General features: G+C 38.7%; 12 protein-coding genes and 1 riboswitch. All 12 genes read right to left on the bottom strand.

The window, feature by feature from the left end; all coding sequences use genetic code 11:
• Positions 1 to 40: 40 nt before the first annotated feature.
• A complete protein-coding gene (locus VXN63_RS06605) occupies positions 41 to 1,717 on the bottom strand; it encodes an ABC transporter substrate-binding protein (RefSeq protein ID WP_327757228.1) in 1,677 nt (558 codons plus the stop codon).
• Between the two features lie 49 nt (positions 1,718 to 1,766).
• Positions 1,767 to 2,699, bottom strand: a complete 933-nt coding sequence (locus tag VXN63_RS06600) for a carbohydrate ABC transporter permease (RefSeq protein ID WP_327757227.1) — start codon at positions 2,697 to 2,699, stop codon at positions 1,767 to 1,769.
• Between the two features lie 14 nt (positions 2,700 to 2,713).
• Positions 2,714 to 3,694, bottom strand: coding sequence for an ABC transporter permease (locus VXN63_RS06595; protein WP_327757226.1), 981 nt, complete (start codon positions 3,692 to 3,694; stop codon positions 2,714 to 2,716).
• Positions 3,695 to 3,837: 143 nt separating this feature from the next.
• Positions 3,838 to 4,503, bottom strand: a complete 666-nt coding sequence (locus tag VXN63_RS06590; RefSeq protein WP_327757225.1) for a DUF624 domain-containing protein — start codon at positions 4,501 to 4,503, stop codon at positions 3,838 to 3,840.
• The gene (locus tag VXN63_RS06585) at positions 4,500 to 5,993 is read right to left on the bottom strand and encodes a response regulator transcription factor (RefSeq protein WP_327757224.1); all 1,494 of its coding nucleotides are present in this window, start codon (positions 5,991 to 5,993) and stop codon (positions 4,500 to 4,502) included. The genes VXN63_RS06590 and VXN63_RS06585 overlap by 4 nt, the downstream gene beginning before the upstream one ends.
• Position 5,994: 1 nt before the next feature.
• Positions 5,995 to 7,794 carry a cache domain-containing sensor histidine kinase gene (locus VXN63_RS06580; RefSeq protein WP_327757223.1) on the bottom strand — a complete coding sequence of 600 codons (1,800 nt, stop codon included), beginning with the start codon at positions 7,792 to 7,794 and terminating at the stop codon, positions 5,995 to 5,997.
• Positions 7,778 to 10,054 carry a glycosyl hydrolase family 95 catalytic domain-containing protein gene (locus tag VXN63_RS06575; protein ID WP_327757222.1) on the bottom strand — a complete coding sequence of 759 codons (2,277 nt, stop codon included), beginning with the start codon at positions 10,052 to 10,054 and terminating at the stop codon, positions 7,778 to 7,780. Before VXN63_RS06575 ends, VXN63_RS06580 begins: the two co-directional genes overlap by 17 nt.
• A 252-nt stretch (positions 10,055 to 10,306) precedes the next feature.
• On the bottom strand, positions 10,307 to 10,768 hold the full coding sequence (ribH, locus tag VXN63_RS06570; protein ID WP_327757221.1) for a 6,7-dimethyl-8-ribityllumazine synthase: 462 nt from the start codon (positions 10,766 to 10,768) through the stop codon (positions 10,307 to 10,309).
• 25 nt (positions 10,769 to 10,793) lie between these two features.
• Positions 10,794 to 11,981, bottom strand: coding sequence for a bifunctional 3,4-dihydroxy-2-butanone-4-phosphate synthase/GTP cyclohydrolase II (locus VXN63_RS06565; RefSeq protein WP_327757220.1), 1,188 nt, complete (start codon positions 11,979 to 11,981; stop codon positions 10,794 to 10,796).
• A gap of 14 nt (positions 11,982 to 11,995) precedes the next feature.
• Positions 11,996 to 12,649: a riboflavin synthase gene (locus tag VXN63_RS06560; protein ID WP_327757219.1), complete on the bottom strand. Its 654-nt coding sequence runs from the start codon at positions 12,647 to 12,649 to the stop codon at positions 11,996 to 11,998.
• 14 nt (positions 12,650 to 12,663) lie between these two features.
• On the bottom strand, positions 12,664 to 13,731 hold the full coding sequence (gene ribD / locus VXN63_RS06555; RefSeq protein ID WP_327757387.1) for a bifunctional diaminohydroxyphosphoribosylaminopyrimidine deaminase/5-amino-6-(5-phosphoribosylamino)uracil reductase RibD: 1,068 nt from the start codon (positions 13,729 to 13,731) through the stop codon (positions 12,664 to 12,666).
• Positions 13,732 to 13,977: 246 nt separating this feature from the next.
• Positions 13,978 to 14,091, bottom strand: a riboswitch (FMN riboswitch).
• 343 nt (positions 14,092 to 14,434) lie between these two features.
• Complete coding sequence (locus VXN63_RS06550) at positions 14,435 to 14,995, bottom strand: DUF1697 domain-containing protein (protein WP_327757218.1); 561 nt, start codon at positions 14,993 to 14,995, stop codon at positions 14,435 to 14,437.
• Positions 14,996 to 15,006: the final 11 nt, after the last annotated feature.

Below are 15,006 nucleotides of genomic sequence, written 5' to 3'. Positions count from 1 at the left end.
TATAAAAGGAGGATATATACTTTTCATCTGGTTGAACAAGTTATTCAGTTTCTCCCCATAGTTCTAGTCTATCTCTAATGATTTCCGTCATTTCAGCATTTGCATCTTCAATCCCCATTGATTCCATTTCACTTTGCATCTCTTCCCAGATACCATCGAAATCTGCTGGATCTGCTAGTATCGCTTCTGTAACTTTTTGAGTTGTATAGTCATCGGCTCTTTGTTGGATCACGTTTACGTTACTACCCGTTGGTAAAGCAATTTCCCAGGCACGACCATGTTTTGGTGTTTCTAGGTCTTCTGTTGCTGGGAACAAGTCTACCCAAAGGTCAGCACCGTATCCTGCTAATGCTTCTTTCTCAGGTTCAGAGTATTGTGCAATAATATCATCTGCGCCCATTCTACCGATTGTTTGTCCGTTAGAATCTTCTGCTGCAGAACCCCATTGTGGGAACGGGTGGATATAAGCGCCTACTCCTGATTCGATTGAATAGTTCGGATTTGTTTGAGCACTTTTAAGATCTTCTTCTAGTTGAACGCGTTTGCCATCTACGATTTCATAATGGACGCCTTCAACACCCCAGTTCATAAGGATTTGTGCTTCTTCTGTTGCAAACCAATCTAGGAATTCAAAAGCTTCTTCTTGATGTTCTGATCCAGATGTAATAGATACACCAGTCATTCCTGTGAAGCCATAATCTTTCAGTGTTTGAACTTCCACACTTTCGTCCAGACCTACAGGTAGTGGTGCCCATAGAGACCACTCATCTTCATCTGCTCTAAGTGCTGCTTCTGCTTCTGTGAAATTCCAATCCTGATCGGCAATACCTAGTACGTTACCAGAAGAAAGTTTGGATACGTATGTGTCATTTGTATGTGTGAATGACTCTTCGTCCAACATGCCTTTAGCATTCATGCCATTTAACCACTGGAAGTACTCTTTTAGTTCTGGACGTTGGAATTTGTACGTTGCTTCACCGTCTTCAGCTACATACCATTGACCATCACCTTCAATACCACCTACTGCACTTGCTGGATCCCCTACTGTGATCAGCCAACGCCAGTCACTACCCGATAGAGATAGTGGAATCCACGGTTCGCCTTCTTCATTGGTCGGATGCATTTCCATGTATTCTGTTAGGGCATTTTCATAGTCTTCAAGCGTATTGATTTCTGGATAACCCAGTTCTTTCAAAACTTCCATTTGAAGTCTCAAAGTACCACTTGTTTCTAGATACATATTTTCAACGCCAGCAGTTCCAACATGGTAAATACTTGGATCATCAGAACTACGTTTTAAGCGGTCTAACTGATCGCCATACATGGCTTTGATATTTTCACCATTTTCTTCAATCATGTCTTCTAAAGGAATAACGCCACCGGCATCAATTAGTTGGTTCAGTCCGCCTTTTCCATAAATCAAATCTGGATAATCCCCACTAGCAATCATAAGTGCGACCGCTTCTTGGTCATCTCCACCAACTGGATAAGAAAATTCTAGTTTTACACCTGTTTTTTCAAGAATTTCTTGTGCAACAGCATTATCGAATGGATCATTTTGAGTCATATCTGCACTGAACATGGTTAGTGTTAATACTTCATCATCACCCTCAGCTGATCCTGAATTGCCGTCACCCTCACTGTTACCACTACCACAAGCTGCTAATAAGAATAAACTGGATAACATAACCGTGCTTTTTAACGTAAGTGCTTTCATTATTTTCTCCTCTTTTCCTTTTCTTTTTTAAACTGCTCAAGCTCATTCATTATTTTACTGCGCCAAGTGTCAGACCAGATACGAAGTATTTCTGAAGGAATGGATACACACAGACGATCGGCAAAGTTACAATAATCGTGATAGCCATTCTAATCGATTCTGGGTTGACTCGGACAGCAGTACCGCCTGTTTGACCTAAACCACTAACATCCGCGGCTCTCATAGAAGAGGCGTTGTTCAAGATCTGCATCAATTCGTACTGTAAGGTTGTCAGATTAACATTTGCGCCTGCATAAAGATACGTATCAAACCAGTTATTCCACTGACCAACCGCTACGAATAAGGCAACTGTTGCCAGTACTGGTACACAGAGCGGCATGATAATTTTAGAGAAAATCGTAATTTCATTCGCGCCATCCATTTTTGCAGATTCTTCCAGCGCTTCCGGTAGTCCGTCAATAAAGGATCTTATAACGATAACATTAAACGCATTGATCAGTCCTGGGATTATATACACAGCGAACGTATTAACGAGTCCCAGTCCTCTAATGACTAAATAGGTCGGAATCAACCCGCCACTTACATACATAGTCAGAACAAGCAGAATTCCAAGAGGTCTTCTTAATATATAACTTTTTCTACTTAAAATATAAGCCAGTACCGCACAACAGAACGTTGCTGTAATCGTTCCAATAACTGTTCTTAATACAGAGTTCCTAAACGCAATGAGCAGATTATTATTAGACCCAAAAACCTCTCGATAATTTTGTAATGTAAATTCCCTGGGGAAGATCGTTAGCCCTCCTCTTGCTGTATCTACAGAACTGTTGAAAGAAATCGCAAGTACGTGTAGGAAAGGATAAAGCGTCACGATTACCACAACCACCATTAGTACAGCAATCGCATAATCTAGCGGGGTTGCACGATCACTCCATTTCCTCTTCTTCTTTTTTGTAACGACCTTATTTACTGGTGCATCCATAGTTTGCCTCCTTTCTACATAATTGAAATGTCACTAGTTTTCTTAGCAATTGAATTGAACGTAACGATCAGAGCAATGGAGATCACAGACTTGAAGATTCCGATAGCAGTACCGTAAGAATACCTGAACATCCCGATACCATAATCCAGTGCGTACTTTTCTATAACGATCGCTGCATCTGCTACAATATTATTTCCTAAAAGCATTTGTCGCTCAAATCCTATATTAATAATATTTCCGATATTCATGATCATTAAAATCACGATAATGCCTTTAATCGATGGCAATGTAATGTGCCACATTTTTTGAAGACGACTTGCCCCATCTACGTGAGCAGCTTCGTACATTTCCTGATCAATACTCGTCATCGCTGACAAGTAAATGATGGCATTCCAACCGGTTGATTTCCAGACATCTGCACCCGTCACGATTCCCCAGAACATATTGGGTTTAGCCATAAAATTGATCGGTGAACTCGTAATATTCAAGAACTGTAATAACTCATTAACAACGCCCGTATTCGCTAAAACTGTCGTTACTAAGTTGGCAACAACGACCCAAGAAACGAAATGCGGTAAATAAGAAATCGTTTGTGTGAACTTTTTGAACCTTGAAAATCTTAATTCGTTTAGTAATAAAGAAAAGATGATAGCTGTACCTGTTCCAAATACAAGTCCTAGCCCACCCATACCCAATGTGTTTTTTAATGCTGTATAAAATAGTGAATCATTGAATAGTGTGACAAATTGCTCTATACCTACCCATTCAGATCCGAAAAATCCATTTTGCGGTCTGTATTCTTGAAAAGCAACTAACCACCCAATCAACGGTGTATAAGCAAAAATCAGTAACCAGATAACAAATGGTAGGGTCATTAGGATTAATAGTTTCTGTCGTTTAATAGCTGCCCAAGTAATTCTTTTTTTCGGTATTTTTCTTGGCCTAGATTTGACCAGTCCCTGCTTCTCCACGTCCAATACTTTGGAAGATTCCATCTATACCACCCTCTTTGATTTATTTCTTAACCTTATAATAAGTGATAACGCTTACAATTAATATAGTACTATCCTGCCCTCAACATAGTAAAAAATGGACACTTTATCAAAAAGTAACCATTTTTTACGAATACTCTATTCACTTATTGGAAATCCTGCATCAACTTTTCCAGTATTTTATGATTGCTTCGCATAAAGTAATAGCTGGCGATCGCAAACAAGCACAATAGCGCATAGCCAGCAAATCCGTAAAGGATCACTATAAAAGCTACAAGTAAAAACAATAGAGACAGTGAGTTTAGTTTATTTTTGAAGAGTAGTAGGATAGAAAAAATCATAAGATTTTTAGTGGTCACTTCAAAGCGCGCTAGAATTGAGAAAGCATAAATCATGGTCACCATCATAATCGCTAATACAATCAAGCTAACGACCGTTAAAAAAATCCACCCGCGTTCTAGTACGTATAAGATATCTACGCTTAAAACGATAAGTAAAGCAATCATGATCAACCAATACTTCGTGCTTTCCTTGAAGTTATCTAGGTAGGCTTTCCAGTAGTCCTTTGTGGGCTGAATCGTTTTTTCTCTGTAGAGTTTCCCCATTGCATAAAACAAAGCAGTCAAACTAGCACCCGTTGGAATGAGCGCCACTCCGTAAACCAGTAAATTAGAAATACTCAGCGGCAACAGAATAAGCGCTAGAAGAATGAGCGCATTGCTGACTAGAAAATAAGCGTTGGTTAATAAAAAATAGTAAATATACTGCGACGCTTTGTAAAAAAGTGTGTCTGTGGAATTTTTCTCTTTCATTCAACTTCCTCCTGCTGGTCTTTCTGGTAGCCTTTTGGACTAACCCCGAACTGTTTCTTGAATTTCTTATGAAAATAATCATAATTTGAATACCCAACCATCTTGGCAATTTCATAAACGTACAGTGAACCTTCTTCCAGAAACTGCTTCGCTTTATTAAGCCTGATTGTATCCAGATAATCATGATAACTGACTTTCACATCTGCTTTAAATTTTTTTCCTAAATAAGATTGACTATAGTTAAAGTGTTGCGCCAATTCTTTTAAATTTAAATTCAAATGATAGTTTTTCTTCGTATATCGCTTGATCTCTTCTACGATATCTTGTTTTTCGAAAGCTTCGTAGAAAAACCTACCAAAGTCATAGAAAGTGAATTTCAAAAAGTGAGCTGTCTGGTCAATAGAGGATTCTTTCCAGATAACCGATAAGATCTTGTCTTTTTCAATTTCCTTGACCGGTTTATGCATACTTTCTTCTAGAAATTCAACACACTCAATAAAAATGTAAGACCACTCTCTTTTAACTTCTTCGACTGATTTATTTGAATGTTGAAAGAACGCAACACATTCGTCTAATACGCTTTCAATTTGTTTTTTATTGTTATCTTTGATCGCTTTTTTGAGTTTTGTTAGTAACTGATTGACCGATAGTGGATAGGCCGCTTTTGTTTTCAAAAGAGAGCTGAGTAGGATCTGTTCATTTGGAAAAATATAAGATAGATTATCTAGCCCTCTGATTTCATCATAAAGGACCGGCAGTTCTTCACTCTTTTCAGTTACTGAGCTGATCTTCAACTGGACACTCTCCACTTCGCTGAAGCGTCTCACGACACGCTCGAATTGATGCTGTTCTTCATTACAGATCAGCAATAAAATCGTTCTGCCATCAGTATACGTATAAAAGTGTTCTTCTCCAATCAACGTTTTTTCAAAATCCAACAGTAACTGCAAGTTGACACGCGTTTCTTTACTGGAAATTTTCATCAATCTAAATGTTTGATATCGATTCAAGCGACCCAAATCAAACGCTTTTTCTCTATACATAATGTAAGAAAATAATTGATTCGCAAACAAGTATTTCTCTACATGTGTACGTTCTGTCTTTTTCGTTTGCTCTTCTTCAATTTGCAATTTGATCTTTCTCAAAATTTCTGTAAGCTGCACATCATCGATTGGCTTCAATAAATAATGGAGCGCTCCTAAAGAAACAGACTTTTGCGCATACTCAAAGTCTGAATAGCCCGATAACACAATGAATTTCGAATGCAGCTGGCGCTTTTTTGCTGCTTCGACCATTTCCAAACCATTTAATCCTGGCATTCTGATATCTGTGATCACAAGATCTGGCTCTTTTTCTTCGATAACGTCCAGACCTGCTACGCCATTGTCTACAGAATCGATAATTTGAAATCCTTCTTTTTTCCAGTCAATAATATACGCCATGCCTTCTCTTACAATCGGTTCATCGTCCACTAAAACAACCGTGTACATGTTATTCCTCCTGTCGATTAAGGTGTTCTTGTATAGGTAGTCTAATTTTTGCTACCGTGCCTTCTCCTTCAACGCTATCAATGGATAATCCAGAATGGGGTCCATAGGTGAACCGAATACGCTGGTGAACATTATAAACACCCAGATGGCTACTATCCCCATTAGAGGCCAATAGCGTTCGGATCTGTTCCAGCTGCTCGGACTTCATTCCAATCCCATTATCTTTTACGGTGATTTCAAGGTACCCGTCCACTTCTACTACTTTGATCTCAATAGTCCCTTTATCGATTTTTGGTTCAATCCCATGAATAAAGGAATTTTCCACAAGTGGCTGAATAATCAGAGGTACGATCGTGTAGTCAAACTGTACATCCTGTTCGATTTCATAATCAATATGCTCTCCAAAGCGTAGTTTTTGAATCTGTAAATAGAGTTCAGTGAATGCTAATTCTTCGCTCAATTTCGTTTCTTTCTGTTTTCTTTCCAGTGATTTCCGCATCAGTTTACTGAGAATCATGACAATCTCCGCGACTTCTCGGTCCTGATTTCTTAAGGCTTTCATCCGAATCATTTCGAGCGTATTATACAAGAAATGCGGATTGATTTGACTTGCGAGCATTTTGAACTGTGCATCTTTTACTTGTAGTTCCCAGTCTTTCTCATTCACAATATGTTCAGCATTCAACGCCATCAAGTCTTCAATGCTTTTCGTTGTCATTACCAGATGCTTGTAAACATCAGACAATTCGTCATTTCCCTTGATGGAAGGTGGAATGGTGAATCGTCCGGCAGCTACCATTGTCATGGCGTCTTTCAACTTGATGATCCGCTTGTTAAAGGTCCGGATGAAAATTGCCAGCATCAGTATACTAATACTCAAAACCGCTAGAATGATTATATAAGCCAATCGTAAATCTCTATTCACATCTTGTAATATGCTATCCGTAGGTACGACACCCACGACCTGCATTTGAGAATCTAAGGTTTTAGGAATGTGAACGTCTCGGATATTCAAGGTAAATTCTCGATCGTATCGCTGAGAATCGAGTGTTTCGTAATTACCTTCTGTGTCTTCAACGGCGTCTAAAACGGGTCTATATTGATTATACGTATCTAAAATATTGTTGTATTCAGGGTAACTGTAAAGTGGAGTCTGGTTGTTCAACGTGATAAAAACGGTACTTGCTGAATCGGCTAGCAAACTTTTGATCATGTCCTCGTTTACTGCAATCGTCAGCACACCGACTAACTCGTAATTTCGGTAAACCGAACGAACGAGATTCAAATGCTGATCCTTTGTAATTTCGTCTTCTAAAACGAGCCATTCAATTCCACCGTTCCCACTTACACTACTCTGGTACCAATCGGTATTTCTAATGGTTTCGTTAGCGTTGTAAATGCCTGTTGTACTCGTCAGTGTGTCATTATCAACGTAAAAGCGAATGTGCTCAATCTCATCATAGTACCGCAAATAATCTTCAAACATCTGGTAGCGCTGGTAAGCTTCGTATACATCAAAAGGATTTGCGTACTGCGTTTGAACAAGATCAGCTAAGTCTCCATCCTGATAGATCCAGTCAGAAACATTTGTGACGGACGACAAAAGCGTTGCATAGTCCATTCGGATCCGCTCGTTGTTATTTTCAATCTCCGCCATTTTATTGTTAATCAGATTGGTTCGGATACTGGCTGTCAAATAAATGCCGACAAGTAAAATTGGGATAATCAGCATGATGAAATAAGAACCCAGTAATTTCTGTTTGATTGAAATGTAACGTCCTTGTTTAGTCGGTTTCTCCATCAGACACATCCTCTAGCATGGTGAACTGTAAGTCTATCGTTTGCGCTTTTTGATTGGTCAAAACGATTTTTACTTCTTCATTATTTATTTTCCCTTGGGTGTATTGCGATTGTAACTGAACCATAACCGTTTGGTCTAGATCCGACTGTAAGGTTAAACGGCAAGTTTTTTCTTTCCCTACCAAATCCCATTCCAGTTGTTCCACGCGTATATTTTTAGGCAAGCGAATCCCTTTCAAGGATCCCTTACTTAACCAACTCGGCATTGCTTTAAACAATGTTAAAACGCCGTCTGCCTCAGTATAGATCAGGGCATCGTGAAGGACTTTAGGGTAAGAGCCATTTGCATCCACATTGAAAACATGTGCTTGATTATAATGAGCCGTCGCGAGCGATGGGAAAAACGATTCATTGATAACAAGTTCGCGTAACGCAGCTTCCACTTCATTCGGTCTCTCAAGCGCAATACCACACATTGCTGCGTGAATCCTACCATGTGAAGAGCTCGTATCACCGTCTTCACTCAATAACCAAGCTTCGATTCGTTTATCAAATGCTTTATTCGCTGCTTCCCATAAAACAGGTGATTTCTGGTCGATTTCTTTACTTTGAAATACAGGGTATAAATTAGAAAAATGACGATGATTAAAGTGCTCGGCCTTGGTTTCATCAATCCATTCTTTTAAAATGCCCTCCGAATCAATCATATAATCCGGTAGTTGGGTTAATAGTGTCTCATACTTTTCAGGGACTGGTTCGTCAAGCAGCTGATAAGCTTTTTGTAGATTCCAAATCGTTTCTTTGATGACTGCAATATCCATTGTCGCCGTATCGCCCATTCCATTTTCAGCTGAGTAACTTGGTCTCAAATGTACTTTCCCCTCTTGAATTGTCAAGAAATCCTCGTAGAACAAGAGTGTTTCAACGTAAAAAGGGATCGCAACTTCATTTAGAAAATTCTTGTCTTGTGTGTATTCGAAATACTCATCGTAAAAGTGACTCATCCAACCGGCTCCGGCAGTCCATAGAACCATCGGCCATTCGCTATTCCAATGCACATGAAGCGCACGCGTGCTTGCATGGACAGGCATTAGGTATCCCCGACATCCATAATAACGAGCAGCATTCTCTTTGAAATCCTCGTCATAATCTGCCATTTTTTTGAACAAGCCATCAAACTGTTCGAATAATCCAAGACTTGCTAAAGAAGCAATGGCAAGCTGAACATTGGTGTCCAAGGTGTAATCCCCGCTCCAGGCAGGTGAAAAGTCTCCGCCCCAAATGCCTTGAAGGTTTGGTAGAGCTTCCCCAGTCATCGACTGAATGACATAACGACTTGCATCATACAGTTTCTCATACAGTACCAAGGGAACAGTATGCGTTTCATGCATCTCTTCTACAATTTCATCTAAAGACTTTCTTCTCTCTTCATCATCAACCAGCGTTAATGAAACTTGATTGTAGGTTGATTGAAATTCCTGGATATGCGCTTGTTGGATTTGTTCAAAGTCATCAATAGGATTGATGACGGCTTCCGGATGGATTGATAAAGCAAAACAGATTGCTCTTGTCTGCTTAATTTCGACCTGATCTTGAAAAATAGCAACAGTTCCTTCTGAAATGGTCCAGTCCAAGTTAGAGACGTAACTCGTTTGATCGAGATAGGTTGATTTTTGAACGAGTCTACAATCTGTCAGTTGATCAAAATCCTGATTCAGCTCAGGATTTTGATAATCTTTCAGTGAAAAAACTACATCGAAAGGATCAGTCGACTCTACTTTCAAATACAACGCTCTATTTGCTTTAGAACAAAAGAGGGTCTTTTTGAATCGTTGTCTTGTTATCGAAAAAGTCTCAATCGCTAGACCTTTTTCATAATCGAGTTGTCGCTTAAAGTCAGTAATGGATTTTTCATCTACTTTGATGCCCAGCTGAATTTCACTTCCTGGATGATAAGGATCACTCATTGTTAAACCGTGATAACCTTTTTCTAAAGCGACTTCTTCAAAATATTCGACACCTTTTTGATAACCTTCTGTTTCAATAACCGCTCTAAGCGAGTCCAAATGGTCTGACATATCTGGAATGTTGTCCATTTTATTTTGTTTTAGAAATAATGTGTGGTGGTTTGCGACTACGCTAAACGTATTCGGTGAACCAAATAATATGCCGCCCAATGCACCATTCCCAACGATATAACCGTCTTCCCACTTCTCAGCTGACTTCGCACTCCACACACCTTTATTTAAAAAATCAGTCAATCTAACCGCTCCTTTTATGTAACCGCTTAATTTTTATAGAATTATAGCACACAATTTCAGGTGTTTATAGATAATTTCATTATACGCTTTATCTTGATAGATTCAATTCGTCACAGTGATTGGCAATTTCTCTTTTAAAATTTAAGTAATTATAGTCATTTTTATGCAAAGAAGAGTGAAATCTTATAGCAGATTCCACTCCTCTTATTTTATTTAAACACATACTTGCTTTATGTTCTTTCCCTATTTATCTTAAAATTCTTTCATTAAGTTAGCCATTTCAATAGCTCCTGTAGCTACTTCAAAGCCTTTATTTCCTGCTTTTGTTCCCGCTCTTTCAATCGCTTGTTCGATTGTATCTGTTGTTAATACGCCGAACAACACGGGTACACCAGTACTATCAGAAGCTGAAGCCACACCTTTTGATACTTCAGCACAAACATGGTCGTAGTGCGAAGTTGATCCTTTAATAACCGCACCAAGCGTAATGACTGCATCATAATGTCCTGTAGCCGCCATTTTTTTAGCCACCAAAGGAATTTCATATGCCCCTGGTACCCAGGCAACATCGATGTCTGCTTCCTTCATACCATGTCTAATGAGGGCATCTACTGCCCCGTCCAATAATTTAGATCCAATAAATTCATTAAATCGAGCAATGACAATACCAATTTTCAAATCTTCCGCTATCAAATTTCCTTCTAATACTTTCATACTTTTCCCTCCATACAAGGTATCATTATAAGTAATGACCCATTTCTTCTTTTTTTGTTCGTAGATAATCCTGGTCATAGATATTTGATTCTATGCTGATAGGAACTAGACTTTCAATCGTTAATCCGTATGCTTTTAAACTAGATACTTTCAAAGGGTTGTTTGTCATCAAATTTAGTCGATTGACTCTCAAATCATCGAAAATTTGTTTACACTCATGATACTCTCTTGCATCGACTGGTAACCCTAAGAGTAAATTTGCTTGAATCGTATCGTGCCCTTGATCTTGTAAAGCATATGCTCTAATTTTATTAATTAAACCTATGCCTCTACCCTCTTGTCTCATATATAGCAGAATCCCTCTACCTTCATCTGCAATCTTCTTCATGGCTAAGTCTAATTGCTCTCCACAATCACACTTTTTCGATGCAAAAACATCTCCTGTCAAACATTCCGAGTGTACCCTACACAACACCGGCTCTCCGTCACTGACGACGCCCATTACTAGAGCGATATGATGCTCATTTGTATAAGCATGCTGATAAGAGTGGATTGTAAATTCTCCGTACTTCGTTGGCAATTTCGCAACAGAATCCTTAATCATTACTTGTTCGGTTTTCTTTCGATACTCCACTAAATCTTTGATTGTACCAATTTTCAACCCATGCTCAGCCGCGAAACCGATCAGGTCATCTCTTCTCGCCATCGTTCCATCCTCATTCATGATTTCACAACAAAGTCCAACTGGCTTTAAGCCAGCAAGACGTGCGAGGTCGACTGTAGCTTCCGTGTGTCCGATTCTTTTTAGAACACCTCCTTTTACTGCTTCAAGTGGAAACATATGACCTGGATGCTTGAAATCTTTAGCTTCTGTTTTTTCTTCCACAAGTTTTAATGCTGTGAGTGATCTTTCATAGGCTGATATACCAGTAGTCGTATCTTTAAAATCAATTGAAACGGTAAAGGCAGTACCATGGTCATCAGTGTTCCGACTAACCATTTGAGATAAATTAAATTTATTTGTATATTCTCCTGTCATAGGTATACAGATGAGTCCTCTAGCATATTTAGCCATAAAGTTAACGTTTTCTGGCGTTGCAAATTCTGCTGCGCAGATAATGTCTCCTTCATTTTCTCTGTTTTCGTCATCTACGATAATAACGTTTTTTCCGTTTTTGATATCTTCAATTAGTTCTTCTATATCATTAAACATACGTCTACCTCCATCTAAATAAATCCAGCATTCAATAAAACACTCTCTGTTATCGATGACTGATTTGTTGCTTTTTCACTTGATACTTTTAGCAATTTTTCCACATATTTCCCAATAAGGTCACACTCTAAATTGACCAAATCACCTATGCTATGCTTGAGCAATGTTGTTTCTTCAGCGGTATGTGGAATAATGGATACAGAAAAAGATTTGTCCGTTACTGAAACGACAGTCAAGCTAATACCGTCTATAGCAATGGACCCTTTTTCGATTATATATTTGAGAATTTCGGATCCAGTTTCCACGGTTACCCAAACTGCATTCTCTTCCTGTCGATACCTTTTAATAATCCCTGTTCCGTCAATGTGTCCACTAACCATATGGCCACCTAACCTTGTTTCTAAGGTTAATGCACGCTCTAAATTTACACGTGATTGATTCGTTAACTGTTGAAAATTCGTCCTAGTCATTGTTTCAGCCATGACATCTGCTTCAAAGGTTTGAGTAGTCATCTTCTCTACGGTCAAGCAAACGCCCTGAACCATAATGCTGTCCCCGATTTTTGTTCCTTGCAAGACTTCACTCGCACTAATGGTTATTCGACTAGATTTTACAGACTTTCTGATGTTTGTCACTGTTCCAATTTCTTCGACTATCCCTGTGAACACTTTGATTCCTCCTCTTACAAATACCCTTCTACTAAAATATCTTCTCCTAATTGACTCAACTCATACGTTTTGAGTTCCAAAGCTGCACTGATCTTCTGAATCCCTTCCCCCCCAATAGGAGATAAAGCATTCTGACCTCCGAGTATCTTGGGCGCAATATACACAGCAACTTTATCTACGACACCAGCTTCGAATGCTGCTGCATGAGTTGAAGCCCCGCCTTCAATCAATAGACTATCGATACAAGCGTCCCCTAAAATCGTCATTAATTTTTTGAAGTCGAATGTTCCGTCATCCAACTGCATCAATAAAACTTGCACACCCTTTTGCTTCAGTCGATCTATTTTCTCTACACAAGCTGACTCGGATGTAAAAATAATCGTAGGCGCTAGATCTAAAGTCTGAAGAATATTTGATGACTCTGGTATACTCAAGTTCCTATCTAACACAACCCTTATAGGATTCGACATCCCTTCAATGCGACAGGTTAGTAATGGATCATCTTTAAGTACCGTCCCAATCCCTACCAATATTGCAGCAACCTTCCCTCTGATTTTATGCGCATGATTTCTAGATTTTTTAGATGAAATCCATTTAGATTCCCCTGATTCAGTAGCAATTTTCCCATCCAACGTCATTGCATACTTCATAATGACAAAGGGTTTTTTAGTTGTAATAAATTTATTGAATACCTCGTTTAATTTTTCACTTTCTTCTCGAAGTACGCCTTCTCTTACTTCAATACCTGCTTCTTGGAGAAGTTGAATGCCTTTACCGGCTACCAATGGATTGGGATCCGTTGCAGCTACGACGACTCTTTTTATCTTGCTTTTAATAATTAAATCCGTACAAGGCGGCGTTTTCCCAAAATGTACGCAAGGTTCAAGTGTGACGTAAATTGTTGCGCCTCCCACCGGCTCAGTTGCATTTTTAATAGCATTAACTTCAGCGTGCGGTCTCCCGTATTGTTCATGATATCCGTGACCTATGACTCTTCCTTCTTTAACAATAACGGCTCCGACGAGCGGATTTGGTGAGGTTTGTCCCCTACCTTTTTCTGCTAACATTAATGCGATTCTCATATAGAATCTGTCCACATAGATTCTCCTTCCATCAAAAAAAACCCTAAATCTTTATTAGAGATTCAGGGCTTGGCTTTTGAATTTAACTGTATTCAAATAAACAGACTCCTAGTATACGATTGCTCCTATACAGTAGAGAACGCTAAAAACCCTGGAAAAAAAATTTTCCCAGGGCATTCTGAATACAACTAGCTACTGTCCTAAAAGTCAAAAATTACAGACTCCCAGAATATTCACTATATCATTCAATGTCTTCTTTCATCCAGACTATACTGTCGGCTTCGGAATTTAACCGAATCTGCCTTGCGGCTCGTGGGCTTTACCACCGGTAGGGACTTTCACCCTGCCCTGAAGACTATTCACTTTTGTAAGTCTAAGAATAAAGAGTCAAAAATCTTTTGTCAATAACTTTTTCTTTTGTATAACTATCTCTATTTTCAAAAAAGCTAATTATTTATTAATTCTTTTTACCACTACTGTTTCTTAATATAAAACCTTCATGTCTTCTAGGTATCTTTACATGGATACTGACAAATGCGTTTCAACCCAACAAATGATGTTCAGTAATTAGGAACAATTCGTGCATTTAACGTAGTTAAATTTTAGAAAGATTTGTAAATTTCCGTACACCACAATAAATTAAAAAAATACTAATTTCTCTACCAGAAGTTACCGATAATAGGATAACTTTTATTGTAAATGGTTAGGTTTGAATCATTTCCCATAGCCTTGTGGTTGTCTTCCAATTTCTAACGGTCATTGACTGGTAAATATCTTTTTTTGCAAGTCTGCTTAATGCACTTTTAGTATAATCCGGGTGCGTTGGTCCAGGTCTACGGTAATAGATTACATTGGTTCCGCACCAAGATTGATCAATCCCACCACGTGTTTCGACTTCTTTCATAGCATCTTCAGCAGTAATGTCTATCAAGAATAAGACATCATAACGATAATCAACTGTCTGATCAACTCTTCCATAGTTTTCAGGTGCCTCCGCTATGACTGATTCATAGCTTTCTTTGTTTAACGTCAATATTTTTAATGAAGTCGTATCTAATGTGAATTTTTGGGTTAGTAGAGTCGCTACTTTTTGGGTAATCGTTTCACTAACTAGGTTAGATTCGACGACTATATTTCCACTTTGAATATAGGTTTGAACAGTATCAAATCCTTCTTTTATTAATTCAGTACGCAAGTCTGCCATCTTCACTTTATTTTTACCACCGACATTGATTCCTCGAAGTAGCACAACATACTTGTTCATCCTCTCAAATC

This window comes from Marinilactibacillus sp. XAAS-LB27, assembly GCF_036039175.1.
Lineage (GTDB): Bacteria > Bacillota > Bacilli > Lactobacillales > Carnobacteriaceae_A > Marinilactibacillus.
Note: the sequence above shows the minus strand (reverse complement) of the source record. Positions and strands in the feature narration are given on the sequence as shown.